General features: G+C 59.0%; 22 protein-coding genes and 1 pseudogene. 15 read left to right on the plus strand and 8 right to left on the minus strand.

Going from position 1 to position 25,727, the window contains the following annotated elements:
• Window positions 1-330: 330 nt before the first annotated feature.
• The 5 genes from hofQ to pilM all read right to left on the minus strand — a co-directional run bounded on the left by hofQ (window position 331) and on the right by pilM (window position 3,995).
• Entirely contained in the window at window positions 331-1,593 is a 1,263-nt protein-coding gene (gene hofQ / locus CYR55_RS12715; RefSeq protein WP_101816596.1) for a DNA uptake porin HofQ, read from the minus strand.
• A gap of 123 nt (window positions 1,594-1,716) precedes the next feature.
• Window positions 1,717-2,085 carry a DNA utilization family protein gene (locus CYR55_RS12720; protein WP_101816495.1) on the minus strand — a complete coding sequence of 123 codons (369 nt, stop codon included), beginning with the start codon at window positions 2,083-2,085 and terminating at the stop codon, window positions 1,717-1,719.
• Window positions 2,082-2,474 carry a hypothetical protein gene (locus CYR55_RS23995; RefSeq protein WP_101816496.1) on the minus strand — a complete coding sequence of 131 codons (393 nt, stop codon included), beginning with the start codon at window positions 2,472-2,474 and terminating at the stop codon, window positions 2,082-2,084. The genes CYR55_RS12720 and CYR55_RS23995 overlap by 4 nt, the downstream gene beginning before the upstream one ends.
• Window positions 2,475-2,487: 13 nt before the next feature.
• Entirely contained in the window at window positions 2,488-3,168 is a 681-nt protein-coding gene (locus CYR55_RS12730; protein WP_101816497.1) for a PilN domain-containing protein, read from the minus strand.
• Window positions 3,165-3,995 carry a pilus assembly protein PilM gene (gene pilM / locus CYR55_RS12735; RefSeq protein WP_101816498.1) on the minus strand — a complete coding sequence of 277 codons (831 nt, stop codon included), beginning with the start codon at window positions 3,993-3,995 and terminating at the stop codon, window positions 3,165-3,167. The genes CYR55_RS12730 and pilM overlap by 4 nt, the downstream gene beginning before the upstream one ends.
• 119 nt (window positions 3,996-4,114) lie before the next feature.
• Between pilM and mrcA the strand changes: the two genes are divergently transcribed.
• Window positions 4,115-6,673 (plus strand): peptidoglycan glycosyltransferase/peptidoglycan DD-transpeptidase MrcA, encoded by a 2,559-nt coding sequence (mrcA, locus tag CYR55_RS12740; protein WP_101816499.1) that lies wholly within the window; start codon window positions 4,115-4,117, stop codon window positions 6,671-6,673.
• A 66-nt stretch (window positions 6,674-6,739) separates the two neighbouring features.
• Here mrcA and nudE read toward each other — a convergent pair whose 3' ends face one another.
• Entirely contained in the window at window positions 6,740-7,294 is a 555-nt protein-coding gene (nudE, locus tag CYR55_RS12745) for an ADP compounds hydrolase NudE (protein ID WP_101816500.1), read from the minus strand.
• A 39-nt stretch (window positions 7,295-7,333) separates the two neighbouring features.
• Here nudE and CYR55_RS12750 point away from each other — a divergent pair, with 39 nt between their 5' ends.
• From CYR55_RS12750 to CYR55_RS12785, 8 genes are all read left to right on the plus strand, one after another.
• Window positions 7,334-7,645: a hypothetical protein gene (locus tag CYR55_RS12750; RefSeq protein ID WP_101816501.1), complete on the plus strand. Its 312-nt coding sequence runs from the start codon at window positions 7,334-7,336 to the stop codon at window positions 7,643-7,645.
• Between the two features lie 203 nt (window positions 7,646-7,848).
• On the plus strand, window positions 7,849-9,993 hold the full coding sequence (locus CYR55_RS12755) for an intracellular growth attenuator family protein (protein WP_101816502.1): 2,145 nt from the start codon (window positions 7,849-7,851) through the stop codon (window positions 9,991-9,993).
• Between the two features lie 118 nt (window positions 9,994-10,111).
• Complete coding sequence (gene yrfG, locus CYR55_RS12760; RefSeq protein ID WP_101816503.1) at window positions 10,112-10,786, plus strand: GMP/IMP nucleotidase; 675 nt, start codon at window positions 10,112-10,114, stop codon at window positions 10,784-10,786.
• Window positions 10,787-10,807: 21 nt separating this feature from the next.
• Window positions 10,808-11,215 carry a ribosome-associated heat shock protein Hsp15 gene (gene hslR, locus CYR55_RS12765; protein WP_101816504.1) on the plus strand — a complete coding sequence of 136 codons (408 nt, stop codon included), beginning with the start codon at window positions 10,808-10,810 and terminating at the stop codon, window positions 11,213-11,215.
• Between the two features lie 25 nt (window positions 11,216-11,240).
• Complete coding sequence (hslO, locus tag CYR55_RS12770; protein ID WP_101816505.1) at window positions 11,241-12,143, plus strand: Hsp33 family molecular chaperone HslO; 903 nt, start codon at window positions 11,241-11,243, stop codon at window positions 12,141-12,143.
• 205 nt (window positions 12,144-12,348) lie between these two features.
• Window positions 12,349-13,968: a phosphoenolpyruvate carboxykinase (ATP) gene (gene pckA, locus CYR55_RS12775; RefSeq protein WP_101816506.1), complete on the plus strand. Its 1,620-nt coding sequence runs from the start codon at window positions 12,349-12,351 to the stop codon at window positions 13,966-13,968.
• A gap of 111 nt (window positions 13,969-14,079) precedes the next feature.
• Entirely contained in the window at window positions 14,080-14,322 is a 243-nt protein-coding gene (locus CYR55_RS12780; protein WP_101816507.1) for a FitA-like ribbon-helix-helix domain-containing protein, read from the plus strand.
• Window positions 14,322-14,795 (plus strand): PIN domain-containing protein, encoded by a 474-nt coding sequence (locus tag CYR55_RS12785; protein WP_101816508.1) that lies wholly within the window; start codon window positions 14,322-14,324, stop codon window positions 14,793-14,795. The genes CYR55_RS12780 and CYR55_RS12785 overlap by 1 nt, the downstream gene beginning before the upstream one ends.
• A 211-nt stretch (window positions 14,796-15,006) precedes the next feature.
• Here the strand turns inward: CYR55_RS12785 and envZ are convergent, their stop codons facing one another.
• A complete protein-coding gene (gene envZ, locus CYR55_RS12790; RefSeq protein ID WP_241522146.1) occupies window positions 15,007-16,410 on the minus strand; it encodes a two-component system sensor histidine kinase EnvZ in 1,404 nt (467 codons plus the stop codon).
• Complete coding sequence (ompR, locus tag CYR55_RS12795) at window positions 16,407-17,126, minus strand: osmolarity response regulator transcription factor OmpR (protein WP_009635740.1); 720 nt, start codon at window positions 17,124-17,126, stop codon at window positions 16,407-16,409. Before ompR ends, envZ begins: the two co-directional genes overlap by 4 nt.
• Window positions 17,127-17,588: 462 nt before the next feature.
• Here ompR and greB point away from each other — a divergent pair, with 462 nt between their 5' ends.
• From greB to CYR55_RS12825, 6 genes and pseudogenes are all read left to right on the plus strand, one after another.
• Window positions 17,589-18,137, plus strand: a complete 549-nt coding sequence (greB, locus tag CYR55_RS12800; protein ID WP_101816509.1) for a transcription elongation factor GreB — start codon at window positions 17,589-17,591, stop codon at window positions 18,135-18,137.
• Between the two features lie 133 nt (window positions 18,138-18,270).
• Window positions 18,271-20,607, plus strand: a complete 2,337-nt coding sequence (locus CYR55_RS12805) for a Tex family protein (RefSeq protein WP_101816510.1) — start codon at window positions 18,271-18,273, stop codon at window positions 20,605-20,607.
• A gap of 383 nt (window positions 20,608-20,990) precedes the next feature.
• Window positions 20,991-21,215, plus strand: coding sequence for a ferrous iron transporter A (feoA, locus tag CYR55_RS12810; RefSeq protein ID WP_101816511.1), 225 nt, complete (start codon window positions 20,991-20,993; stop codon window positions 21,213-21,215).
• A gap of 37 nt (window positions 21,216-21,252) precedes the next feature.
• A pseudogene (gene feoB / locus CYR55_RS12815) lies at window positions 21,253-23,490 on the plus strand (Fe(2+) transporter permease subunit FeoB); the annotation flags it as partial.
• Between the two features lie 81 nt (window positions 23,491-23,571).
• On the plus strand, window positions 23,572-23,823 hold the full coding sequence (locus tag CYR55_RS12820) for a FeoC-like transcriptional regulator (RefSeq protein ID WP_101816513.1): 252 nt from the start codon (window positions 23,572-23,574) through the stop codon (window positions 23,821-23,823).
• Between the two features lie 209 nt (window positions 23,824-24,032).
• A complete protein-coding gene (locus CYR55_RS12825) occupies window positions 24,033-25,712 on the plus strand; it encodes an alpha-amylase family glycosyl hydrolase (protein WP_101816514.1) in 1,680 nt (559 codons plus the stop codon).
• Window positions 25,713-25,727 lie beyond the last annotated feature (15 nt).

Consider the following 25,727-nt stretch of genomic DNA (forward strand, 5'->3'; position numbering starts at 1 on the left):
CCAATCAAATCAGCGGCGGGACCTAAACTGAAACCTCATGAGCGATAGTGCGAGATCAGACGAAAAATTATCTCAACACTCTTGGTAGTTTGGCAACCGAATAAATCGTTACTCTGCCGCAGGAGGGAAACCATACGTTTTTATCGGCATTTCTCGTGGAATAAGAATCTCGGTGCGCAATTCGGTAACCCTTGTATGCTAAATCGGTCGCAGCGTCAAACGCAGATGTCTCTGCCGACACAAAAAGTTGCATAACCCTGCCCGGGTTACCCCCTAAATACTCCACCCTATTCAACCTCATACCCTGTCCGCCACGCCGTTTTCTGCCGCTCAGGGGGTGGTGACCAGTGCGGGTGTCACAAAAATCACCAGCTGGTGCTGCCGGCGCTTTTTACGGTCATGGGTAAACAGCGATCCCACCCACGGGATACTGCCCAGGCCGGGCACTTTGTCCTGCGTATTTTCATGGTGTCGCTGGAAAATACCGCCCAGCACCACGGTTTCGCCATCGGCAACCGTAACCTGCGTTTTGATCTCCTGCTTGTCGATCGCCAGCGCCTCGCCTTCCGCCTGCTGAATACTGCGGCCGGGCATGTTCTGGGTAATTTGCAGGGCCAGCTGAATTTTGCCATTACTCAGCACCTTTGGCGTGACCTCCATGCCCAGCACCGCCTCTTTGAACTCAATAGACGTAGAGCCGCTGGCCCCGCTGGAAACCTGATAAGGGATCTCGGTGCCCTGCTTAATGCTGGCGGTCTGCAAATGTGCCGTCAGTAAACGCGGGCTGGCGATAATTTCCACCTGATTTTCCTGCTCCAGCGCACTCAGCTCCAGGCTGAGCAACCGGCTGTCTATCCGGGCCAGGGTGAAACCGGCCGACGCGGTACTCTCTGCCACCGGCAGGCCGACCGCGAAATTATTTAGCCGGAAGCGGCCGCCCGCCCCTTCTGCCTCAGCCAGCCCCCAGGTGACGCCCAGTTCCCGCAGGCTTTCATTACTGATAGTCACGATATGCGCCGTCAGCTGAACTTGTTGCAAAGGCTGATCCAGCTCCGCGATCCACTGCTCCAGCGCCGCCAGTTTTTCTTCGGTATCGTGAATGAGCAAGGTATTGGTACGTGTATCCGTGACGATGCTGCCGCGGGGTGACAGCAGGGTCGCGCGCTGCGCATTCAGGCTGGCAGCAACAGCGGCTGCCTCTGCATTTTCCAGCGCGATGCTCAGGGTGCTGAGCGGGCGATCGTCCGCCTGTTGCTTCTGCCGGGTACGCTGCTGCTGTTGCTGCTCATCCTGATACGTTTGCGGGAAGATCATCAGCACATTCTTCTCCCGGTTCTGCACCAGCTTGCCCATTTTGAGTACCACATCCAGCGCCTGCTGCCAGGGCACGCCCTTCAGGCGCAGGGTCAGGTTACCTTCAACGCCGGGTGCCAGCACCAGATTCAGCTGCTGGTGATCCGCCAGCGCCTGTAACACCACGCTGACCGGGGCATCATGAAACGTCAGGTCCAGCGTGCCGGGCGAGGTTTGTGCACCGCAGCCCATGGACCAGAGCAGCAGCCCGCCTCCGGCCAAGGAAAATGCGACGCGCATGGCGCGCAACAGCGCCCGCTGTAGCCAGGCTGCCGGGCGCACCGGAAGATAATAGCGGTACCAATCTACGTTTTTCATCAGATATCCTTATCGTTATAGCTATTTTTGCCCGTTTCCTGCTGTTTACTTGTTACTGGTTTCCCACTGTAACCGGAGGGGGCTGGGTGCCGGGCATCTGTCCGGGTCTGCGGCCAGCGTTACGCCGCCTGCGGTAACCTGCTCTACCCGCCAGCCGGTTGTTCCTATTGGCAATGCAGGCATGGCTTTTTGCCAGCGGCCTGTGGCATCACGCAGCCAGGCGTGTTGCGCTGCGCCATCCAGGAGAATTCCGCCCAGGGTGAACGAGGCGGCGTCTGCACAGGGTGCCTGCCTCTGGGGAGCGAAAGGATCGCGGCCCGGCGCAGCGACGCTTTTACTCAATGAGCAGACAAGCAGCCCGCAAAGCAGCCCGCCCAGCCAGCGATGTAAAACGTTCCGGGGCACGGCTTTCATTTCGCGGCCTCCGGGGTGGCTGCGAGCAATAATGTGATGTCCAGCCCATGCGGCCCATGTTCAATTGCCATCTGCTCGATGCCGGGCAACGGCAGGCTGGCTATCGCGGCCAAAAATTGCTTCAGCCCCTGATAGGAAGCACGCAGTACCAGCCGCCAGCGAAGGGCAGAAGTCGAAGGTGCCCCGTTTACCGGCTCCCAGTTCAACAACACGCTGCCGGAGTGCTGTAATGGCGCGGCCAGCAAAAAAGGCATCTCCCCTTCCGTGGCAAGCGGGCGCGCCTGCTGCGCCTCAAGCAGCGCTATCTGTTGGTTCAGCCGGTCAGCCGGAAGCAGTGCCGCAAGCCGGGCCTGATGTTGGGCAATCGCCTGCTGCGTGGTGGCCTGCATGGCGGTGAAGGCGTTAACCTGCTGCCAGCCGGGCAGCAGCAGTACCCGGCAACCGATGCCAGTGAGTAATAAAAGCAGCAGCGAGGCCGCGCCTATCTGTTGCCGGCGCGGCCGGTACTGCCACGCCGCTATGATCTGTTGCAGACGAGGAGTCATCCTGTTCCCTTACTTTCCATGTTGCCTGAAGCACAAAATGAAGCAGCCCATCAGGTTGCTGACGAATGCTTTCCAGCGTCACCGCTACCCTTTCCCGGCCCTTATGCAGCGCACGCGTGAACGCCATCACCCGGTCATAACGCACGCTAAGCCCTTGCCAGCGCAGATAACCCGGCTGCTCCTGCCACTGGGTGAGCCACACGCCATCGGGGATCGTGGCCTCCACATCGTCCAGAAGCCGAAGGTGGCGGCGGCGGGCCGCTTGCCGCTGCTGCGCCTCATGCGCCTGCTGCATTAATAACGCATGACGTGCGGCCAAAGCCTGCCGTTGGGCCAGCTGTTGCCGGAGCACCTGCAAGTGTGAATTGGCTTCCGCCTGCTGTGCGCGCAAAGCATCTATCCGCTGATGTAACAGCCAGCAGCCGGTTGCCAGCATAATTACGGCAAACAGCAGCGCGCCCGCCACCGCGTGCATCACCTGCCGCCAGCGCGCCTGACGACGCCGCTGCCGCCATGGCAGCACATTCACCTGCATCATTCACGATCCTCCGGGCGCACCGCCAAGCCGGCTGCCAGCGCAAATGCCCCCGGCGGTTCACTCTCTGCCGGCGCAGCGCCCAATAACCGGCTGAAGGGCGACCAGCCATGCATGCCGTCAGGCACCGGCTCCCCCAGCGCAGAGGAGAAAAAGCACGGTAATGCGTGCAGCGCTGCCGGCAGGGCGGCCAGCACGTCGCCGGCGTTTTCTGCCGCGTCTATGATGCCGAACTGGAAGGCGCGATCACGCGGCGATACCCAGACCCACCCCTGACGCAGATGATGAAGCATCAGCGCCTCTGCCGGGATACCCGCCAGCTCGCCAATGTAATGAAGCGCGCAAGGCGGAATATCCACGGCGTCCGGTTGCAGGCCCGCCTGCTGTAACAGGGCCAGCCAGGCGGCGAGCTCCTGCCGGTGGGCGGCCGTGACCAGCACCTGCTCCGGCTGGCCGGACGGGGTGCGGTAATCAAACACCAGCGCATCGCGATCGAGCGGAAAAAGCCGGGCCGCTTGTGCCAGCAGGAAAGCCTCACGGTGCGGCTCACGCAGCTGGGGAGCCGGTGCCGGCAGCGTGCGTTGCAGCACCCGGGCAGCAGGCAGCGCCACCCGGAGGGAGAACCGCCGGGGCAAACCGGCGCGCCAGCGGCGCAGGGCTTCCGTCTGGATTTCCGGCACCGGCAGACCGCTGGAAAGCGGCTCATGACCGGGCAATAACTGGTGCCAGCAGCCGCGAAGCTGCCAGCCTCCGCGCTGGCGGGCAACCGCCACCGCGTAATACGCATGCGGCTGAATATCCAGACCAATTTGCCATTTTTCCCCGGCCATCCTGCTCCGCCTCCCTGACGTCTGATGATAAAAGAACGTATCTATGCTGTAGGGTTGCCTTTATACTACGCCGCGATTGTTTATAAACTGCCCAAACGACATTAAGTGGGAAATCTCAGGTGAAGTTCGTAAAGTATTTTTTGATTCTTGCAGTGTGTTGCATTGTGCTGGGAGCTGCCTCGATCTACGGCTTGTACAAATATATCGAGCCGCAGCTGCCGGACGTGGCCACATTGAAAGATGTGCGCTTACAGACCCCGATGCAGGTGTACAGCGCAGAGGGTGACTTGATTGCCCAGTATGGCGAGAAGCGCCGTATTCCGTTGACGCTCAACCAGATCCCGCCGGAAATGGTCCATGCCTTTATCGCGACCGAAGACAGCCGGTTCTATGAACACCACGGCGTTGACCCGGTAGGGATTGTGCGTGCCGCGTCGGTGGCGCTGGTCTCCGGCCATGCGTCGCAGGGGGCGAGTACCATTACTCAGCAGCTGGCCCGTAACTTCTTCCTCAGCCCGGAACGCACGCTGATGCGTAAGATTAAGGAAGCGTTTCTGGCGATCCGGATTGAGCAGTTACTGACCAAGGATGAGATCCTTGAGCTGTATCTGAATAAGATCTACCTCGGCTACCGGGCTTACGGTGTCGGGGCGGCTGCGCATGTCTATTTCGGCAAGGATGTCAGCCAGCTGACGCTGGGCGAAATGGCGGTGATTGCCGGTCTGCCGAAAGCGCCCTCCACCTTCAATCCGCTCTATTCCCACACCCGCGCGCTGTCACGCCGCAATGTGGTGCTGGCGCGGATGCTGGAGGAGAACTACATCACGCAGGCCCAGTATGATCAGGCCCGTGATGAGGAGCTGGACGCGGATTACCATGCGCCCAGCATCGTCTTCTCTGCACCTTACCTGTCAGAGATGGTGCGTCAGGAGATGGTGAAGCGTTACGGTGAAAATGCCTATAACGACGGCTACCGGGTCTACACCACCATTACCAAAAAGAACCAGCTGGCCGCGCAGGCGGCGGTGCGTAATAACGTGCTGGCCTATGACATGCGCCACGGTTACCGCGGCCCGGCCAAGGTGCTGTGGCAGCGCGGGGAACCGGAATGGGATCAGCAGCAAATCACCAAGACGCTGAAGGCCCTGCCGGTCTATGGCCCGCTGTTTCCGGCCATCGTGACGCAGGCGTCTGCCGATCAGGCTACGGCGATGCTCTCTACTGGGGAAGCCGTCACCCTACCGTTAGCGGGCGTCCGCTGGGCGCGCACGTTCAAGTCTGACAACCTGCAAGGGCCGACACCGAAACGGGTGTCGGATGTGGTGCAGCCAGGCCAACAGATCTGGGTACGCAAGGTAGAAAACGACTGGTGGCTGGCACAGGTACCGGACGTCAACTCCGCGCTGGTTTCGCTTGACCCGAAAGATGGGGCGGTCAAAGCGCTGGTGGGTGGGTTTGACTTTAACCTGAGCAAATTTAACCGCGCCACGCAAGCGTTGCGTCAGGTCGGCTCCAACATCAAGCCGTTCCTGTACACCGCCGCGATGGATAAAGGGCTGACGCTGGCCACCATCCTTAACGACCTGCCGATCTCCCGCTGGGATGCCGGTGCCGGCACTGACTGGCGGCCGAAAAACTCCCCGCCGGTGTATGACGGGCCTATCCGCCTGCGTCAGGGGCTGGGGCAGTCCAAAAACGTGGTGATGGTGCGTGCCATGCGCGCCATGGGGGTGGATTATGCGGCGGAATACCTGCAACGCTTCGGCTTCCCGGCGCAAAACATTGTCCACTCTGAATCGCTGGCGCTGGGTTCTGCTTCTTTCACCCCGCTGCAACTGGTGCGCGGGTATGCGGTGCTGGCCAACGGCGGTTTCCTGGTCGACCCGTATTTTATCACCAAAATTGAGGATGAAAACGGCAATACCGTCTTTGAAACCACGCCGAAAGTGGTATGCGATAACTGCAATCTCCCGGTGATCTACGGCGAAACCCAGCGTTCTGTGGTGCTGTCGGATGATAATGTGGAGAACGTGGCGGTGTCGCAGGATCCGAATGCCAACGCAACGGCACCGATGCCGCAACTGGAGCAGGTCAGCCCCGGCCAGCCTGCCCCGGCGGGGAATCAGCAGTATGCCCCGCATGTGATCAGCACGCCGCTGGCTTTCCTGATCCACGATGCGCTGAACAGCAACATCTTCGGGGAACCGGGCTGGATGGGCACCGGCTGGCGCGCCGGCCGTGACCTGAACCGCCATGACATCGGCGGCAAAACCGGTACGACCAATAACTCCAAAGATGCGTGGTTCTCCGGGTATGGCCCGGAAACCGTGACGTCCGTCTGGATCGGTTTTGATGACCATCGCCGTGACCTGGGCCGCAGTACCGCTTCGGGTGCGATCCCTGACCAGATTGCCGGGGCGGAAGGCGGGGCGAAAAGCGCTCAACCCGCCTGGGATGAGTATATGAAAACTGCCCTGGACGGTATTCCGGAGCAGGCATTTACCCCACCGCCGGGCATTGTGAGTGTGACTATCGACAAGCGCACCGGCAAACTGGCGGACGGCGGTGCCGGCAGCCGCAGCGAGTACTTTATCGACGGGACACAGCCCACCGAGCACACCGTGCATGATGTCGGCACCACGCTGATGGATAACGGCCAGACGCACGAGCTGTTCTGATCATCTCTTCAGGCAATAAAAAAGCCGGTCAGCAATGACCGGCTTTTTTTATAGGCAGCGCCCCGCTCAGAGCGACTGCTGGAAAAACTGCTGGGCAAGAAACAGCGCGCTCACATTACGTGCCTCGCGGAAATCCGGCTGTTGCAGCAACTCCATCATGCGCGCGAGCGGCCAGCGCACCTGCACCAGCGGCTCCGGCTCATCCCCTTCCAGCTTTTTCGGGAAGAGATCGCGGGCAATGACGATGTTCATTTTGCTGGAGAAATAGGACGGCGCCATGGTCAGCTTCGTCAGGTGGTCGAAGCGCTGTGCGCCATACCCCACCTCTTCCATCAATTCACGGTTGGCAGCGTCCAGCACGCCTTCACCCGGATCGATCAATCCTTTCGGGAAGCCGAGCTCATAATCCTCAATGCCCACCGCATACTCACGGATAAGCAGCAGATCATCGCCGATAACCGGCACAATCATCACGGCTTCGCGCTCTGAGGGGCGCATGCGTTCATAGACGCGCTGTTCGCCATTGCTGAATGCCAGGTCAACCGACTCCACGTTGAACAGCCGTGAGCGCGCCACGGTTTCAACTTTCAGGATTTTTGGTTTTTGCAGAGGTTTTTCCATGTCATCCCCAAGAATACGAGCCTGCGTCAGGCGTTAACCATGACCCCTGTCATGGTGGGCTACATCACGGTGTGCTACACCCTCACGCGTTCAGGCCGGCGTAATGGGCAGCCGGTAGTGGTACTGACTCCGGCAGGCGATCTCATTGTGCGTTACCAGATACGGCCACGGCAATTCCCTGCTGAGTTTTTACTTATTATTAACAGAGCCGGCCCGCTTGCTACAGGCTTTTTTCTGTGCGGAACGCGCTTTTTTACGGCATTATGCGGCACCGGGCAATTTCTTTTGGCGGCTTTGCAAGATCTTTTTCAATCAATTGGTTACGATTACGGCGATCCGTGGGCAAAATAGGATTATGCCGATATTGGCAGGGCACGCTGATTGTTATCATCCAATGAGGTCTATATTTGCCCTATCCTTTTATCACCGCTGGTTAAGCCCGGTATACCGTTCTCTCTGGTGGTACGTTAAGCTGCTTGCATGTCACAACACACACTTAATATACTGTTTTTAAAAGAGTTGACAAACGTCAGCGTCGCCCTAACGGGGAATAGATGAGCACAATAGCCGTAGTATTGGCTGCACTGTTTGCCATGCTGATCGTTATCGGGGGTTATTTGAGAAGTATGTTGCGTCATCGTGCGCCTTTTGCTTCGTCGCTGCCTTTCATGAAGCCAACCCATCGTAAACTGACTCCGGAAGAGCGTCAGGCCGTCGAGCGCTACCTGCGCCAAAGTGACCGACTGAGCCTCAGTTCGCTCTCTGCCAGCAATAATATCTTCTCCCTGCGGGACAAACTCACCTTAACGCCCAAGAGCGACACGGTCTATTCACTGACCAAAGCGATCACCCGGTATGGGGTAGCCAGTGATGAGCCGAACAAGTGGCGCTATTACCTGGATACGGAAGAAGTGCACCTGCCGCCGTTCTGGGAACCTTACATCACGCAGGACAACCAGGTTGAGATCATCCGTACCCAGACCATTCCGCTGGTAATCTCCCTGAACGGCCATTCACTGCTCAACCATGTGTATGACCGGCGCACTGCCCCGGCCCCGGTGGTGGTGGCACCGTCGCAGAATGCGTCTATCCGCAAGGAAGAGAGCGAACATATTGAGCTGCTCACCATCCGCAGAGAAACGCCGGAAGAGCACGCCCTTTATCAGTCCAGCGGCGTGCGTGAGGCGTTTGCGTTGTCCGGCGCGATGATTCTGCTGTTTTTCAGCCTGACCAGCCCGATGGTGTTCCTGCCGTGGCTGATCCTGCTCGCCGTGATCCTGAGCGCCTGGGCCGGTTGGCGGCTGCTGCGCCGCCCGCAGGAGCGTGACCTGAAGGAGATTCACTGCCTGCGCGGCGCGCCGAAACGCTGGGGGCTGTTTGGCGAGTCGAACCAGGGCAATATCAGCAATATCTCTCTCGGCATTATCGACCTGATCTACCCGGCGCACTGGCAGCCTTATGTCTCGCGCGATCTCGGGCAGGTCACCGATGTGGACATCTACCTCAACCGGCAGGTGGTGCGTCAGGGCCACTACCTCTCGCTGCATGAGGAGGTAAAGCACTTCCCGCTGCAACGCTGGGCTAAAAGCCTGGTGCTGATGTGCGGTTCGCTGCTGGTGTTGCTGATGTTGACCAGCTACATCTCCCTGAGCCTGCCGCTGAAGCTGAGCCTGGCGTGGATTCAGGGGGCCAGCAGCACGCAGGTGACCAGCGTACAGGCACTTGAGAATACGCCGCTGCGCATCGGGGATACCTTGCGGGCACAGGGTAACGGCATGTGTTACATCCCGCCGAATTACCAGAATACCAGGCACTACGCCTTTATGCCGTTTGACTGTTCCGGCATTTACTGGAATAACGCCGCGCCGCTGCCGCTGCCGGAATCTGACACGATTGAGAAAGCGTCAGCCCTGTTGTCGGCGGTGAATAACCAGTTGCACCCGGCCGGCGGCATGGACCAGAACATCAACCCGCAACTGGCCACCGCGATTGAGAAGTCAGGCATGATCCTGCTGGATAATTTTCCGGATATCGTGCTGAAAACGCAGGCGTTGTGCAGTAATGATGAAGATTGCGTCCGGCTGAAGAATGCACTGGTCAACCTGGGCAATGCCCAGAACTGGAGCGCGCTGGTGAAGCGGGCGGAGTCCGGCAGTATGCGCGGCATGAATGTGCTGTTGCGCCCGGTGAGTGCAGAATCGCTGGATAATCTGGTCAACAGCGCGGCCTCTTCCTTCTTCTTCCATGAAACACACCGTGCAGCGGAAGCGTTAAACAGCCCGCCGCCGGGCGGCTTCCTGATCAGCAGCGATGAAGGCAAGCAATTAGTCACCCACACGCCGCCTGCCCTGCCGCTTTACGATTACAGCGCACAGGAACAGTGGCATGAGTTGCAGCGCCTCTCCAGCCTGCTGCTGCATACACCGTTCCGGGCCGAGGGGATCATTACCAACATCACCATTGATGCCAACGGCACGCGGCACATCTCGCTGCACAGCGAGCCAGATATGATCACGCTGTGGCGTTACATGGGCACCAGCCTGCTGCTGCTGCTGGTGACGGTGAGCTTTATTGTGAATGCTGTTCTGCTGGTGAAGCGCCTGCGCCGCCATCAGCGCCGGATCAGTGATATTCAGCACTATTACGATCACTGCTTTAACCCGTCACTCTCCCCGATGCCGCTGCGCCCGTTCAGCTGATCGCCTTCCTGCAAGACGCCGGGCAGAAACGCCCGCGTCTGTGCTAGGCTAAACGTTTACAGCGCGCCCTCTTTCTCTCCTCTGCACGCTGCTGATTCACACAGACAGGAATTTTTTTATGCCGCCGGATTTTGACTGGACCTGCATCGATACCGTTTTGCTGGACATGGATGGCACGCTGCTCGATCTGGAATTTGACAGCTACTTCTGGTTGCAGCATGTCCCGCAAACGCTCAGCGAACGGCGCGGCATTCCGCTGGCGCAGGCGCAGGCGTTGATTGAGGCCCAATATCAGGCGGTGCAGCATACGCTGAGCTGGTATTGCTTTGATTACTGGAGCACCACGCTCGATCTGGACATCCACAGCATGACGCACGCCCTGGGCCACCGTGCCAGCGTCCGTGAGGATACCCTGCCCTTCCTTGAGGCCCTGCGGGCACAGGGAAAACGCACCATTTTGCTGACCAATGCGCACCCACACAGCCTGGCGGTAAAAATGGCGCATACCGGCCTTGATGCGCACCTTGATTTATTGCTATCCACCCATACATTTGGTTATCCCAAAGAGGATCAGCGCTTGTGGCAGGCGGTGCAGCAGCACACCGGGTTCGATCCGGCGCGCACATTATTTGTGGATGACGGTGAACCCATTCTGGATGCGGCCAAACAATTCGGCATCCGCTACTGCCTGGGCGTTGAAAACCCGGACTCCAGCATGGCGAGAAAGACTTTTTTGCGCCATCCCTCAATGCATGACTACCGCACGTTGTTACCGGCCGCTCCCCGCCCATAACGACCCGTTCAGGAGGTTGCGATGAAGGAGACCCACCAGGATGACAATGCCGTCCGTCTGGATAAATGGCTGTGGGCCGCACGCTTCTATAAAACCCGTGCCCTGGCCCGTGAAATGATTGAAGGCGGCAAGGTGCACTATAACGGACAGCGCACCAAGCCGAGCAAGCTGGTTGAGGTGAATGCCGAGATCAAGCTTCGTCAGGGAAATGATGAGCGTACCCTGATTGTGCTGGCCGTGACCGCACAGCGGCGGGCCGCCCCAGAGGCGCAGCTGCTGTATGAAGAGACGGCGGCCAGTATCGAAAACCGGGAGAAAGTGGCGCTGGCGCGTAAAACCCAGTCGCTGACCATGCCCCACCCCGACCGGCGCCCGGATAAGAAAGAGCGCCGCAACCTGATTAAATTTAAATATGGCGAAGGTGAGTGAGCCTCCGCTGCACAGAGAGACTATTATGGCTAATCAAGATTCCAACGCGACGCACGACCAGCTGCATCGTTTCCTGTTCGAGAACCAGGCCGTGCGCGGTGAACTGGTGACCCTGAGTGACACCTACCAACAGGTACTGGAAAACCACCACTACCCGGCGCCGGTCAAAACCCTGCTGGGTGAGTTGCTGGTCGCGACCAGCCTGCTGACGGCCACCCTGAAATTTGACGGTGACATCACTGTGCAGATCCAGGGCGACGGCCCGCTGAAAATGGCGGTGGTCAATGGGAATAACCGCCAGGAGATGCGCGGCGTTGCCCGTGTGCAGGAAGAAGCCGCCATCGCGCCGGAAAGCACGCTGAAGCAGATGATCGGCAATGGCTACCTGGTGATCACCATTACTCCGGCCGAAGGTGAGCGCTATCAGGGCGTAGTGGGCCTGGAGGGCGACACGGTGGCAGAGTGCCTGGAGAACTACTTCCTGCAATCTGAACAGCTGCCGACCCGCCTGTTCATCCGTACCGGCGAAGCAGACGGCAAACCGGCCGCCGCCGGTATGCTGCTGCAGGTTCTGCCGGCGCAGAATGCCTCCACCGATGATTTCGATCACCTGACCCAGCTGACCGCCACCGTGAAAAGCGAGGAGCTGTTCAACCTGCCGGCGCACGAGGTGCTGTACCGCCTGTATCACCAGGAAGAGGCCACGGTGTATGAGCCGCAGAGCGTGTGCTTCCGTTGCAGCTGCTCGCGCGAGCGCTGCGCGAATGCCCTGCGTGCGCTGCCGGATGAAGACCTGCAAAGCATTCTGGAAGAAGAAGGCCAGATTGATATGCATTGCGATTATTGCGGTGCCGACTACGTTTTCGACAAGGTCGATGTCGGCGCGCTGCGCAATGCGGGCAATGAGCCAAACCCACAAATTCATTAATTTTTCTGAGGCAGCCTCCCGGCTGCCCTTTTTTTGTCCAATCCCTCGCTAATCTTGCGTACGTTTCATTTTATGACGTGTGCTATCTCCCAGAATTGTTAAAAATAAGTGTTCTCTATTATTTTTTTTGACCCCCATCGCGTTTAATACAGACCGTGACCCTACACACTGTGTTAGTAACGTATAGCAACTAAGGAGTAGTGAAATGCGTGATCACGGTATAACACCTGATACCCTGGCCGCCTACGGCATCCATAATGTCAGCGACATTGTCTATAACCCGGACTATGCGCGCCTGTATCAGGAGGAGACAGCCCCAGGTCTGCAAGGCTATGAGCGTGGTATTGAGACCAGCCTGGGCGCGATTGCTGTGGATACCGGCATCTTCACCGGCCGTTCGCCGAAAGATAAATATATCGTCCGGGATGACACCACGCGCGACACCGTCTGGTGGGCGGATAAAGGCACCGGCAAGAATGATAATAAACCCTTAAGCCAGGAAACCTGGAACGCGCTGAAAACCTGCGTAACCGACCAGCTCAGCGGCAAACGCCTGTTTGTGGTGGATGCCTTCTGCGGTGCCAACCCGGACAGCCGCCTGAAGGTACGTTTTATTACCGAAGTGGCCTGGCAGGCCCATTTCGTTAAAAACATGTTTATCCGCCCGACAGACGAAGAACTGGCTGAGTTTACGCCCGACTTCATCGTGATGAACGGCGCGAAATGCACCAACCCTAACTGGCGTGAGCAGGGGCTGAACTCTGAGAACTTTGTGGCGTTCAACCTCACGGAAAACATCCAGTTAATCGGCGGCAGCTGGTATGGCGGCGAGATGAAAAAAGGGTTGTTCTCTGTGATGAACTACCTGTTGCCGCTGAAAAATATTGCCTCTATGCACTGCTCGGCCAATGTGGGCGAACAGGGTGACGTCGCCGTCTTCTTCGGCCTTTCCGGCACCGGTAAAACCACCCTCTCTACCGACCCGCAGCGCCAGCTGATTGGCGATGATGAGCACGGCTGGGACGATGACGGCGTGTTCAACTTTGAAGGCGGCTGCTACGCCAAAACCATCAAGCTCTCCGAACAGGCTGAGCCGGAGATCTATCACGCTATCCGCCGCGATGCGCTGCTGGAAAACGTGGTGGTACGCGAAGACGGCACCATCGATTTTGATGACGGCTCAAAAACGGAAAACACCCGCGTCTCTTACCCGATCTACCACATCGACAATATCGTTAAGCCGGTGTCGAAAGCGGGCCACGCGACGAAAGTGATTTTCCTGACCGCCGATGCCTTTGGTGTGCTGCCGCCGGTCTCCAAACTCACGGCCGACCAGACGCAATACCACTTCCTGTCCGGCTTTACCGCCAAACTGGCCGGTACCGAGCGCGGCGTGACTGAGCCGACCCCCACCTTCTCGGCCTGTTTCGGCGCAGCCTTCCTGAGCCTGCACCCGACACAGTACGCGGAAGTGCTGGTGAAACGTATGCAGGCCGCCGGCGCCCAGGCTTATCTGGTCAATACCGGCTGGAACGGCACCGGCAAACGCATTTCGCTCAAACATACCCGTGCCATCATCAACGCCATCCTCAGCGGTGAACTTGATCAGCAGGAGACCTTCACACTGCCTATCTTTAACCTGGCAGTGCCGGTGGCGGTACCGGGTGTGGATCAGCATCTGCTCGACCCGCGCAATACCTACAGCGATGCCGCGCAGTGGCAGGAGAAGGCGGAAGATCTGGCGCGCCAGTTCATCACCAACTTCGACAAGTACACCGATACCCCGGCAGGTGCCGCCCTGGTGAAAGCCGGCCCGGCGCTCTGATCCCTCTCTTCAGGCGCACCCGGTGCGCCTGATTTCCTCTTTTGCCGGGCATGTTTACCGCGCAAACCCTGTGTTACATCCGTTCCCTCTCTGTATTGATAAGTGTTCCCTATGGCTACCCTGACAATCCGCAATCTTGATGATGAAATAAAAGAGCTGCTGCGCCTTGCCGCAGCACGCAATGGCCACTCGATGGAAGAAGAAGTGCGCGCCATTCTCCGGCAGGCGATGTTGGGCAGCACGCCCAATTACGGCCTCGCCAGCCGGGTTCGCCAGCGCTTTGCCGCGTTGAGTGACAGCGAGCTCACCGTGCCGGCGCGGGATGTACCGCCCCGCCAGGTGGAGATTGAATAATGATCGTGCTTGATACCTGCATTATCACGGAAATTATCCGCCCTGACCCCCACCGGCAGGTGATGCAGTGGCTGGATGCGCAAGACGCCAACCAGCTCTGCCTGACTGCCGTCACCGTGGCGGAACTGTTTACCGCCATCCAGTCCCTGCCCGGCCCCCGGCAGCGCCAGCTAAACACGGCACTGCTGGCCTTGCTGAATGAGGAGTTCACTCAACGGCTGCTGCCGTTTGATGCCCACTGCGCGCTGCGCGCCGCTGCCCTGGCCGCGGAACTGCGCCAACAGGGCATCACACTCGCGCAATCTGACCTCTATACCGCGGCGATCTGCCTGCATCATCAGGCGCAACTGGTGACGCGCCACCCTGAAGATTTCCACTACTGCGGCCTCCCGGTGCTCAACCCGTGGGGCGAACAGGGCAAACCCCGCTTCCACGAAGAAGCAGCAGAATATTATGTGATGAGCCGGAAATAGCGCTGCGCAGGAGAGCGTAATACGCCGGAAGGCGTAAAACGCAGGAGCCGGAAGCCTGAAGAAGGGGTGAAATACCGGGGAACAGGCACACAGGCGAGCGGCATTAAGCCGGGTTAATTAAGCCGGATAATCATGTGGGGGCTGCCGATCCTGGCGATGTGCTGCCTCGTGCATCGCCCCCTGAACATGCGTGTTGGCCTGAACGCACCCCTTATGTCAGCGGGGTTTCCCGGCTGTCTGAGGCGGCTTTCGGCGGCTGGCCTGCGCCGGGGGTATCGCCATTTTTGCCTTTTACGGCCGGCAATGGCAGATAGGCACGGATGCGTAACCCGCCCCGTTCGCTGGAGCCGATGTCCAGCGTGCCGGCGTGGGCGTCGATGATTCGCTGGACAATCGCCAGCCCCAGCCCGGTGCCGCTGGTACTGCGGGCGCTGTCACCCCGTACAAACGGCTGGAACAGGTGCTTAAGCTGATCGGGGCGGATGCCCGGCCCGTCATCTTCGACCTGGAACCAGGCGCGCTGCAACTCGTGGCCGCTGCTGACTTTAATCCAGCCATTGCCGTAACGCGCGGCATTGACCACCATGTTCACGGCGGCGCGTTTCACCGACAGCGGATGCACATCCACCATCAGTTCGGTGGGAGCAAGCGCGCTCTCAATCTCCCGCTCATAGCCGCTTTCTGCCGCAATCACCTCACCGAGAATGGTGTTGAGATCGCTGAGTTCCGTCTGCATCTCCTGGCCGGTACGCAGGTAGTCGATGAACTGCTCGATGATGGCGTTGCACTCTTCGATGTCTTTATTGATCGATTCTGCCAGATAGCCATCTTCATCGCCCATCATCTCCGTTGCCAGCCGGATACGCGTCAACGGGGTACGCAGATCGTGGCTGACGCCCGCCATCAGCAGCGTGCGGTCATCGGCCAGTTGCTTGACGCCCGCTGCCATCTGGTTAAAGGCGCGGGTCACCGAGCGCACTTCCGACGCGCCATATTCACGCAACGGCGGCGGAATAATCCCTTTCCCGACCTGGAAGGCCGCATGTTCCAGCTCCACCAGCGGGCGGTTCTGCATGCGGATAAACAGCCAGGCACCGCCAATCGCCAGCAGCATAATCGCCAGCGTGTAACGGAACAGCGGGGAGAAGTCGCCCTGGTGGATCTCGGTGAGCGGCACGCGCACCCAGATGTCCGGCGAGAGCCAGGTCTTCAGCCACACCACCGGCGTATTCTTGTTCATCTCGACGCGGACATCAGTAGGGCCGCCCAATTGCTGCGCCATTTGCTGGCTCAGGAACTGGTAATGCTGCGCCCAGCGCAGGCCACTCTCTTCCGCCGCCGAGTTGGTATACAGCGAGATGCCCAATTCACGGTAGATCTCCCGCCGGAAGGCCGGCGGCACCTCCAGCAGGGTGCCGTCCTCCAGTTGCAGGCGGTCTGTCATCAGCATCCGGACTTCATACGCCAGCACTTTATTGAACTGTTGCAGGCTGGGCAGGATGGCGAAATTCAGTACCACCAGGTAGGTCGTCACCAGGCTGACGAACAGCAAGGTAACGATCAACAGCAGGGTTCGGGCAAACGAGCTGCGCGGTGAAAAGCGCAATCGCCTCATGCTTTACTGCCGTCCGGGACAAAGACGTAGCCCAGACCCCAGACGGTCTGGATATAACGCGGGTGCGCCGGGTCTTCTTCCACCATGCGGCGCAGGCGGGAGATCTGTACGTCGATGGAACGCTCCATCGCGCTGTATTCACGGCCGCGCGCCAGGTTCATCAGCTTATCGCGTGACAACGGCTCACGCGGGTGGCTCACCAGCGCTTTCAGCACCGCAAACTCACCGCTGGTCAGCGGCATCGGTTCATCTTCACGGAACATTTCACGGGTGCCGAGGTTCAGCTTGAACTTGCCGAAGGAGATCACGGCCTCTTCCTGGGACGGCGCGCCCGGCAGTTCATTGGCCTGACGGCGCAGCACCGCACGGATGCGGGCCAACAGCTCACGCGGGTTGAACGGTTTTGGGATGTAGTCATCCGCGCCGATTTCCAGGCCAACGATACGGTCAACCTCTTCCCCTTTGGCCGTCACCATAATGATCGGCATCGGGTTACTCTGGCTGCGCAGGCGGCGGCAGATAGAGAGGCCATCTTCACCCGGCAGCATCAGGTCCAGCACCATCAGATGGAAGGATTCACGCGTCAGCAGGCGGTCCATCTGTTCGGCGTTCGCCACACTGCGTACCTGGAAGCCCTGCTCCGTCAGATAGCGCTCTAACAGGGCGCGTAAACGCATGTCGTCATCCACCACCAGAATCTTGTGATTCTCTTGCATCTCTTTACTCCCAAAGGCTTAAGCCTGAACCCTCGCGGGCATAATTAACCCGGACAACCTGTCGCGTGGACGGCCGATTACCGCGCCATACTCACTTATCTTTTCGCTTACGGCGTACCGTTTTTACCGGCATGCCATGCTGCGTGTTAAACACGGGCTATTGTTAAAAAACTCCGCCGCTTCAGACAGCGATATATGGTATATATTCTAGACGAAATTGTTACAAAGATTATTGATTTCCCCAATTATCAATACTTTTGCCGCTTCGCTGCACACCGGTTATTTTCTCGCCGCACGCCTCTCTTTTTTCAGCTGCCTTCTAAACTCCGGTGTTTATACCCTGTAACGCAAGTAAATTTCACCGACTTTGTGACCGGCCGGGCAGGCGGCAATAAGCGGTGTTAATTCCTGCCGTCAGAGGCTATAAAGAGCCGATGAGAATGAGACTGCGAAGGGCGCCGGATGAAAAGTGATTTAATCACCCGCGAAGGGTACAACAGGCTGAAAAAAGAGCTCGATTTCCTGTGGCGGGAGCGCCGCCCGGAGATCACCGAAAAAGTGGCGTGGGCCGCCAGCCTGGGCGACCGCAGCGAGAACGCCGACTACAAATATAACAAGCAGTTACTGCGTGAAATTGACCGCCGGGTGCGTTTCCTGCGCAAACGGCTGGAAGCGGTGCGGGTCATTGATTACTCGCCGCAGCAAGACGGCAAAGTCTTTTTCGGTGCCTGGGTCGAGGTAGAAAATGAAGCGGGCGAGGTCAAACGCTTCCGCATCGTCGGGCCGGATGAGATCTATGGCCGCAAGCAGTACATCTCGATTGATTCGCCGATGGCGCGGGCGCTGATCAAAAAAGAGGTGGATGACGAGGTCAACGTCCCGACGCCGCTCGGCATCAAAGTCTGGTGCGTGAACCTGATTGAGTACCTGCCGGATGAGGCCGATCAACCGGTAGACCCTGACCTCTCCGGTGAGCAGGAACAAGGCAGCCCAGAGACGCCGCCCGGCTGACGCATCCGGCGGTAAATGTTCCGAAACCGCCCCACATCGCCGCCAAATGCCGCCCGCTGCTGGCATTTTGGCGGCACACTCCGTATAACGGAGCCCTGATTTGACAACCCCTTAGCTTACGACAGATACCATGATGAATGATCCCCTGAGCCGCAGTATTGCAAGTGAATTGCAGGCCAGACCGGAGCAAGTTGACTCCGCTATCCGCCTGCTGGACGAAGGAAACACCGTGCCGTTTATCGCACGTTACCGCAAGGAAGTGACCGGCGGATTGGATGACACCCAACTGCGCCAGCTGGAGAGCCGCCTCGGCTATCTGCGCGAACTGGAAGATCGTCGCCAGAGCATCCTGAAGTCGATTGAAGAGCAAGGCAAACTCACGGACGCGCTGGCCGCCTCAATTAACGGCACCCAGAGCAAAACCGAGCTGGAAGACCTCTACCTGCCGTATAAACCCAAGCGCCGCACCCGTGGACAGATCGCCCTGGAAGCGGGGCTGGCCCCGCTGGCCGAGAGCCTGTGGAACGATCCGCAGCAGGTGCCGGAAAGCGTGGCTGCCGCCTTTGTGGATGCCGAAAAAGGCGTGGCGGATGTCAAAGCGGCGCTGGACGGCGCGCGCTATATCCTGATGGAGCGTTTCGCCGAGGATGCCGCCCTGCTGGCCAACGTGCGTAACTACCTGTGGAAAAATGCCCATCTGGTCTCCCGCGTGACGGAAGGCAAAGAGGAAGAGGGCGCAAAATTCCGCGACTATTTCGATCACCATGAACCGATTGCCACTGTGCCTTCCCACCGGGCGCTGGCGATGTTCCGTGGCCGCAACGAAGGCGTGCTGCAACTCTCCCTGAATGCCGATCCGCAGTTTGATGAGCCGCCGCGCGAGAGTTATGCCGAGCAGATCATCATGGACCACGTTGGCCTGCGGCTGAACAATGCCCCGGCAGACAACTGGCGGCGGGCGGTGATCAACTGGACATGGCGCATCAAAGTGCTGCTGCACCTCGAAACCGAGCTGATGGGCAGCGTGCGCGAGCGGGCGGAAGAGGAGGCGATCAACGTCTTCGCCCGCAACCTGCACGACCTGCTGATGGCGGCCCCGGCCGGGCCGCGCGCCACCATGGGCCTCGATCCGGGGCTGCGCACCGGTGTGAAAGTGGCGGTGGTGGATGCCACCGGCAAACTGGTCGCCACCGACACCGTCTACCCGCACACCGGCCAGGCCGCCAAAGCCGCCGCCGCGGTGGCTGCGCTCTGTGTGAAGCACCATGTGGAGCTGGTGGCGATCGGTAACGGCACCGCCTCACGGGAAACTGAACGCTTCTTCCTGGAGCTGCAAAAACAGTACCCGGCCGTGACGGCGCAAAAAGTGATTGTCAGCGAGGCGGGGGCATCGGTTTACTCCGCGTCCGAACTGGCGGCGCAGGAGTTCCCGGATCTCGACGTGTCGCTGCGCGGCGCGGTGTCTATTGCCCGTCGCCTTCAGGACCCGCTGGCCGAGCTGGTGAAAATTGACCCGAAATCGATCGGCGTCGGCCAGTATCAGCATGACGTCAGCCAGAGCCAACTGGCGAAAAAGCTGGATGCGGTGGTCGAGGACTGCGTCAACGGCGTCGGGGTGGATCTGAACACCGCCTCCGTGGCACTGCTGACCCGCGTGGCGGGGCTGACGCGCATGATGGCGCAAAACATTGTCAGCTGGCGTGACGAGCACGGCCGTTTCAATAACCGTGCGCAATTGCTGAAAGTCAGCCGCCTGGGGCCAAAAGCCTTTGAGCAGTGTGCCGGCTTCCTGCGCATCAACCATGGTGACAACCCGCTGGATGCCTCCACCGTCCACCCGGAAACCTACCCGGTGGTGGAGCGCATTCTGGCCGCCACCGAGCAGGCGTTGCAGGATCTGATGGGGAACCCGTCGGCCCTGCGCAACCTCAGAGCCGGTGATTTCACTGACGAGCGCTTTGGTGTGCCGACGGTGACCGACATTCTGAAAGAGCTGGAAAAACCGGGCCGTGACCCGCGTCCTGAATTCAAAACCGCGACCTTCGCCGAAGGCGTCGAGACGATGAATGACCTGACGCCGGGCATGATCCTGGAAGGTGCCGTGACCAACGTGACCAACTTCGGCGCGTTTGTGGATATCGGCGTCCATCAGGACGGGCTGGTGCATATCTCCTCGCTGGCAGACAAATTCGTTGAGGATCCGCATACGGTGGTGAAAGCCGGTGACATCGTCAAAGTCAAAGTGCTGGAAGTGGATCTGCCGCGCAAGCGTATCGCCCTGACCATGCGTCTGGACGAGCAGCCGGGTGAAACCGCTGCCCGCCGCAGCGGCAATGCCCCGGCCGGAAAAGCGCAGGCGCGCAACTCAGGCCGTCAGGAGGCGCGCGGCGGCAAGCCCCGCGCAGCCCAACCGGCCGGTAACAGCATCATGGGCGATGCCCTGGCCGCCGCATTCGGCAAAAAGCGTTAACCCCCTGTTCCGCCACCCTCCCCGGGTGGCGGAACGCTCCCCGCCGCTTTCTCACTCAGTTTACCTGCCCTTCACATGCCTACTACGCCCCGTTAATCGATAATTAACTTATCACCCTGATTTTTCATCCTTAATGCGGAAAGCGGTGCCGTATGGCACAGGTGATAAAAGCCGCAATTTGGCTATTTTTTAGCTAAATTTGCCGGAAAGTTGATCTGGATTAGGTAAGGGCGCGATCGTGCCGGTAACCCGATTGCATACGATAACGATTCTCAATACTCTCACTCCGCCTCATCACATCGGCGATAAAAGAGGCACGCCAGGCGCACGCATGACCCCCGCGTGTAACATCTTTCCAGCCCTCGCTAAAGAAGGTGACAGCCATGCCGCTTCTTCCTCTGCACCACTACAAAATTGCCGGTTTTGCGGCGCACATCAGCCCGGCTTACCGGCAAAAACTGCTCTCCCTCGGGATGTTGCCCGGCTCCCTGTTTCAGGTGGTACGGGTTGCGCCGCTGGGCGACCCAATCCAGATCGAAACCCGCCGCGTGAGCCTGGTGCTGCGGCGTAACGATCTGGCCGCGCTGGTGCTGGAAGCCTGCGCCTGACCTTTCCGCCCCTCTTTCTCCCACAGCGATAGGCATCATGAACACACTGACGATTGGCCTGATTGGCAACCCGAATGCCGGTAAAACCACTCTGTTCAACCAGCTCACCGGCGCCCGCCAGCGGGTCGGTAACTGGGCAGGCGTCACGGTTGAACGCAAAGAGGGGCAATTTTCCACCCCCCGCCAACAGGTGACGTTGGTTGACCTGCCCGGCACTTACTCCCTGACCACCATCTCTGAGCAAACCTCGCTGGATGAACAGATCGCCTGCCGCTATATCCTCAGTGGTGAAGCTGACCTGCTGATCAACGTGGTGGATGCCGCCAATCTGGAACGTAACCTTTACCTGACCCTGCAACTGCTGGCGCTGGGCATTCCCTGCATCGTTGCGCTGAATATGCTGGATATCGCCCAGAACCAGCAGATCACCATTGATACCGCCGCGCTGGCCGCCCGGCTGGGCTGCCCGGTGGTGCCGCTGGTCTCTACCCGCGCACAGGGCATTACCGAACTTAAACAGCAGATTGACCGCCCCTTCAGCGCGCCGCAGCCGGTCGCACTCACCTACCCCGCGCCGCTGCTTGACGCCGCCCGGCAACTGGCGGCAGTGATGCCGGAGGCGTTCACCGACAGGCAGGCGCACTGGCTGGCGCTGCATATGCTGGAAGGCGACATTTGCAGCCATGCGGTGGTGCCCCGCGCCGCTGCCCTGTTGCCCCAGGTGCGCGACCGCCTGCGCCAGGCCCTGCCGGATGATGCCGCCCTGCTGATTGCCGGCGCGCGTTACCAGGGCATCATGACGATCTGTGCCGCCGTGAGTAATACCCAACAGGCGACGTCTGACCGCCTGACGCAGCGGCTGGACCGGCTGATCCTCAACCGGCTGCTCGGCGTGCCGATTTTCCTGCTGGTGATGTACCTGATGTTTCTGCTGGCGATTAACCTCGGCGGGGCGTTGCAGCCGATTTTTGACCTCGGCTCCGCCGCAATTTTCATTCACGGCGTGCAGTGGCTCGGCGCGGTGCTGCACTTCCCCGGCTGGCTGACGCTGTTTCTGGCACAGGGCATCGGCGGCGGCATCAACACCGTGCTGCCGCTGGTGCCGCAAATCGGCATGATGTATCTGTTCCTCTCTTTTCTGGAGGACTCCGGCTATATGGCGCGCGCCGCGTTTGTGATGGACCGGCTGATGCAGGCGATCGGGCTGCCGGGAAAATCGTTTGTGCCGCTGATTGTCGGGTTCGGCTGCAATGTGCCGGCCATTATGGGCGCACGGACGCTGGACGCACCGCGTGAGCGGCTGATTACCGTGATGATGGCACCGTTTATGTCCTGCGGGGCGCGGCTGGCGATCTTCGCGGTCTTTTCCGCCACCTTCTTCACGCAGGGCGGCGCGCTGATGGTCTTCTCCCTCTACCTGCTCGGCATTGTGGTAGCGATCCTCACCGGGTTGCTGCTCAAACACACGCTGATGCGCGGCGAGGCCTCCCCCTTTGTGATGGAACTGCCGGTTTACCACGTCCCGCATGTGAAAAGTTTGCTGCTGCAAGCCTGGCAACGGCTGAAAGGCTTTGTGCTGCGGGCCGGGAAAGTGATCGTGCTGGTCAGCATCTTCATCGGCGCGCTGAACAGCTTCTCCCTGAGCGGCAAACCCGTGGATACCCTCACCGACTCCGCACTGGCCTCGGTGAGTCACGTCATGACCCCGCTGCTGGCCCCGATTGGCGTGCAGCCGGACAACTGGCAGGCTACCGTAGGGCTGGTGACCGGCGCGATGGCAAAAGAAGTGGTGGTCGGCACGCTGAACACGCTCTACACCGCACAAGCCATTGCTGACGCGCCCTTTGACCCGGCAGCCTTCTCGCTGGCAGAGGAACTGACACAGGCGGTGGAAGAGACCTGGCAAGGCGTGAAAGAGACCTTCAGCCTGAGCGTGCTGTTCAACCCGATTGAGGCCAGCAAAGGGGACGGCGAAATGGCGTCCGCGTCCATGAGCACCATGGGCAGCAAATTCGGCAGCGTGGCCGCCGCTTACAGTTACCTGATTTTTGTGCTGCTGTATGTGCCGTGCATTTCAGCGATGGGTGCGATTGCCCGTGAGGCGGGGCGGAACTGGATGATCTTCTCGGTGCTCTGGGGGCTGAATGTTGCTTATTCGCTGGCCGCGCTGTTTTACCAGGCAGTGACGTTCCACGCACACCCGGCCTCCAGCCTGTTAACCATCGCGCTGGTGCTGCTGCTCAACCTGCTGATCTTTATCGGCCTGCGCCGGGCCGGCCATCACCCCGGCGCGCCCTCTTCACGGCCGCCAGAGAGCGTGCCGCCGCGCCAGCCGGCTTGTCATTGAGGCGACCGTATGAATGCTCTGCTTGAGGTTTACCATCTGCTCGCCCTGCATGGGTCACTGGATGTGGCGCAATTACAACAGCGTTGCCGGGTCTCCCCGGCGATGCTGGCGGCACTGCTGGGCCAGTTGGAAATGATGAAAAAGATTGAGCCGGTGCCCGCTGCGGCCACCGGCTGCCCTACCGGCAGCTGCGGCAGTTGCCCGCAAAGCCACCACTGCGCGCCGGTGCGTTACCGTGTGTATAACGCCAGCAATATATAAATCTAATGAATAAAAATAAACGCTACTATTTAATTAAATAGGGTTCCGGCGCATTTATTTTTGTCTTTAAATTTGATTACCCTCACAAATAAAGAAAATAACCCCCTGTAACTCCGCCCCTCTTCCCCGTCATTCTGCCGTGTCGTTGACTTGGTTTATACGCCAGCGTAGCCTTTTTGTGGGAGCGCTCCCACGGACAAAGGTGCAACATGGAAACTATTAAAAAAATTCTGACTTCGGTTTACGGAAATACTTTTCAGCAACAAGACATGGCTGAATTAATCGATCTAATCCTCTCGGCCCGGAAGGCTATTACGCGTTCGCGTAAATTGCATTGGGATGAAGAGGACATCGTATTAATTACTTACGCCGATCAATTCAGTGAAGATAACAAACCCACCCTGGAAACATTTACCGGGTTTTATAACCGCTGGTTAAAAAATACCTTTTCACTGGTTCATCTGTTGCCATTTTATCCTTACTCTTCGGATGATGGTTTTTCAGTTATTGATTATCACCAGGTTAACCCGGTAGCCGGTGACTGGCAGCACGTGGCGGAACTGAACCGCTCAACCCGGCTGATGTTCGACTACGTCTGCAACCATATTTCTGCACAAAGTGCCTGGTTCCAGGGCTACCTGGCGCAGCAGGCGGAGTATGAAGGCCATTTCATTGAGATGGACCCGGACACCGATCTGCATCAGGTCACGCGCCCGCGCACCTCACCGCTGCTGACGCCGTTTATGCTGGCCAATGGCGAAACCCGTTATATCTGGACGACCTTCAGCGCCGATCAGATAGACCTTAACTTCGCCAACCCGGCGGTGCTGAAACGCATGGTGGATGTGCTGCTCACCTATCTGGCACGCGGCGGGGATTATATCCGGCTGGATGCCGTGGGCTACATGTGGAAAGAGCCGGGCACCTCCTGCATCCATCTGGAAAAAACCCATCTGCTGGTCAAACTGTTCCGCGCCATCGCGGATTTTGTTGCCCCCGGCACGGTGCTTATCACTGAAACCAACGTCCCGCACCGGGATAACATCAGCTACTTCGGCCAGGGTAACGAAGCCCAGATGGTCTACCAGTTCCCGCTGCCGCCGCTGGTACTGCACGCCCTTCACCGTGGGGATGCCGGTACCCTGAGCCGCTGGGCCGCCTCGCTGGAGACCCCGGCCGCAGGCTGCACGTTCTTTAACTTCCTCTCCTCGCACGACGGCATCGGCCTGAACCCGCTGCGCGGCCTGTTGCCGGAAGAGGAGATCCTGTCGCTGGCGCAGGCGATGGAAAATCAGGGCGCGCGCGTCTCGTATAAGAACAACCCGGACGGCAGCGCCAGCCCGTATGAAATTAACGTCACCTATCTGGATGCGCTGAATAAGCAGGACGACGACGACGCCCTGCGTGTGCGCCGCTTTATGCTGGCCCACGCTATTTTGCTGGCCTTCCCCGGCGTTCCGGCGATCTATATCCAGAGCCTGCTTGGCTCACGTAATGATGATGAAGGCGTGGTGCGCAGTGGCCATAACCGGGCAATCAACCGCCAGAAATACCCATTACATGAAATTGAACCGCAAATTTCCGGCGGCAATGCCTTACGCACCGATATATTTGTTGCGCTGCGTCACCTGATCGCCCTGCGTAAAACGTTACCGGCCTTCCACCCTGATTCTGTCATGCAGGTCATGACGCTGGACAGCGCCGTCCTGGCATTCCGGCGCACAGATAAAAATAACCATACATTGCTCTGCCTGTTTAATGTCAGCGATCAGCCCGTCACCCTTACCTTACCGGAAAATAATTACCTCGACGCCATCAGCGTGCAGGAAATAACCGGCAATCACCCCTTTACGCTGCAACCTTACGCCTATTACTGGCTTCACTCATAAATAAAAACAGGAAAT

Source organism: Chimaeribacter californicus, from assembly GCF_002858675.1.
In the GTDB taxonomy this organism is placed as follows: domain Bacteria; phylum Pseudomonadota; class Gammaproteobacteria; order Enterobacterales; family Enterobacteriaceae; genus Chimaeribacter; species Chimaeribacter californicus.

What these genes read in the sequence shown, in the direction of transcription:
- hofQ (WP_101816596.1), bottom strand. Translation starts at nt 1,593, where the DNA reads ATGCGCGTCGCATTTTCCTTGGCCGGAGGCGGGCTGCTGCTCTGGTCC.
- CYR55_RS12720 (WP_101816495.1), bottom strand. Translation starts at nt 2,085, where the DNA reads ATGAAAGCCGTGCCCCGGAACGTTTTACATCGCTGGCTGGGCGGGCTG.
- CYR55_RS23995 (WP_101816496.1), bottom strand. Translation starts at nt 2,474, where the DNA reads ATGCAGGCCACCACGCAGCAGGCGATTGCCCAACATCAGGCCCGGCTT.
- CYR55_RS12730 (WP_101816497.1), bottom strand. Translation starts at nt 3,168, where the DNA reads ATGATGCAGGTGAATGTGCTGCCATGGCGGCAGCGGCGTCGTCAGGCG.
- pilM (WP_101816498.1), bottom strand. Translation starts at nt 3,995, where the DNA reads ATGGCCGGGGAAAAATGGCAAATTGGTCTGGATATTCAGCCGCATGCG.
- nudE (WP_101816500.1), bottom strand. Translation starts at nt 7,294, where the DNA reads ATGGAAAAACCTCTGCAAAAACCAAAAATCCTGAAAGTTGAAACCGTG.
- CYR55_RS12750 (WP_101816501.1), top strand. Translation starts at nt 7,334, where the DNA reads ATGACCCCTGTCATGGTGGGCTACATCACGGTGTGCTACACCCTCACG.
- CYR55_RS12755 (WP_101816502.1), top strand. Translation starts at nt 7,849, where the DNA reads ATGAGCACAATAGCCGTAGTATTGGCTGCACTGTTTGCCATGCTGATC.
- yrfG (WP_101816503.1), top strand. Translation starts at nt 10,112, where the DNA reads ATGCCGCCGGATTTTGACTGGACCTGCATCGATACCGTTTTGCTGGAC.
- hslR (WP_101816504.1), top strand. Translation starts at nt 10,808, where the DNA reads ATGAAGGAGACCCACCAGGATGACAATGCCGTCCGTCTGGATAAATGG.
- hslO (WP_101816505.1), top strand. Translation starts at nt 11,241, where the DNA reads ATGGCTAATCAAGATTCCAACGCGACGCACGACCAGCTGCATCGTTTC.
- pckA (WP_101816506.1), top strand. Translation starts at nt 12,349, where the DNA reads ATGCGTGATCACGGTATAACACCTGATACCCTGGCCGCCTACGGCATC.
- CYR55_RS12780 (WP_101816507.1), top strand. Translation starts at nt 14,080, where the DNA reads ATGGCTACCCTGACAATCCGCAATCTTGATGATGAAATAAAAGAGCTG.
- CYR55_RS12785 (WP_101816508.1), top strand. Translation starts at nt 14,322, where the DNA reads ATGATCGTGCTTGATACCTGCATTATCACGGAAATTATCCGCCCTGAC.
- envZ (WP_241522146.1), bottom strand. Translation starts at nt 16,410, where the DNA reads ATGAGGCGATTGCGCTTTTCACCGCGCAGCTCGTTTGCCCGAACCCTG.
- ompR (WP_009635740.1), bottom strand. Translation starts at nt 17,126, where the DNA reads ATGCAAGAGAATCACAAGATTCTGGTGGTGGATGACGACATGCGTTTA.
- greB (WP_101816509.1), top strand. Translation starts at nt 17,589, where the DNA reads ATGAAAAGTGATTTAATCACCCGCGAAGGGTACAACAGGCTGAAAAAA.
- CYR55_RS12805 (WP_101816510.1), top strand. Translation starts at nt 18,271, where the DNA reads ATGAATGATCCCCTGAGCCGCAGTATTGCAAGTGAATTGCAGGCCAGA.
- feoA (WP_101816511.1), top strand. Translation starts at nt 20,991, where the DNA reads ATGCCGCTTCTTCCTCTGCACCACTACAAAATTGCCGGTTTTGCGGCG.
- CYR55_RS12820 (WP_101816513.1), top strand. Translation starts at nt 23,572, where the DNA reads ATGAATGCTCTGCTTGAGGTTTACCATCTGCTCGCCCTGCATGGGTCA.
- CYR55_RS12825 (WP_101816514.1), top strand. Translation starts at nt 24,033, where the DNA reads ATGGAAACTATTAAAAAAATTCTGACTTCGGTTTACGGAAATACTTTT.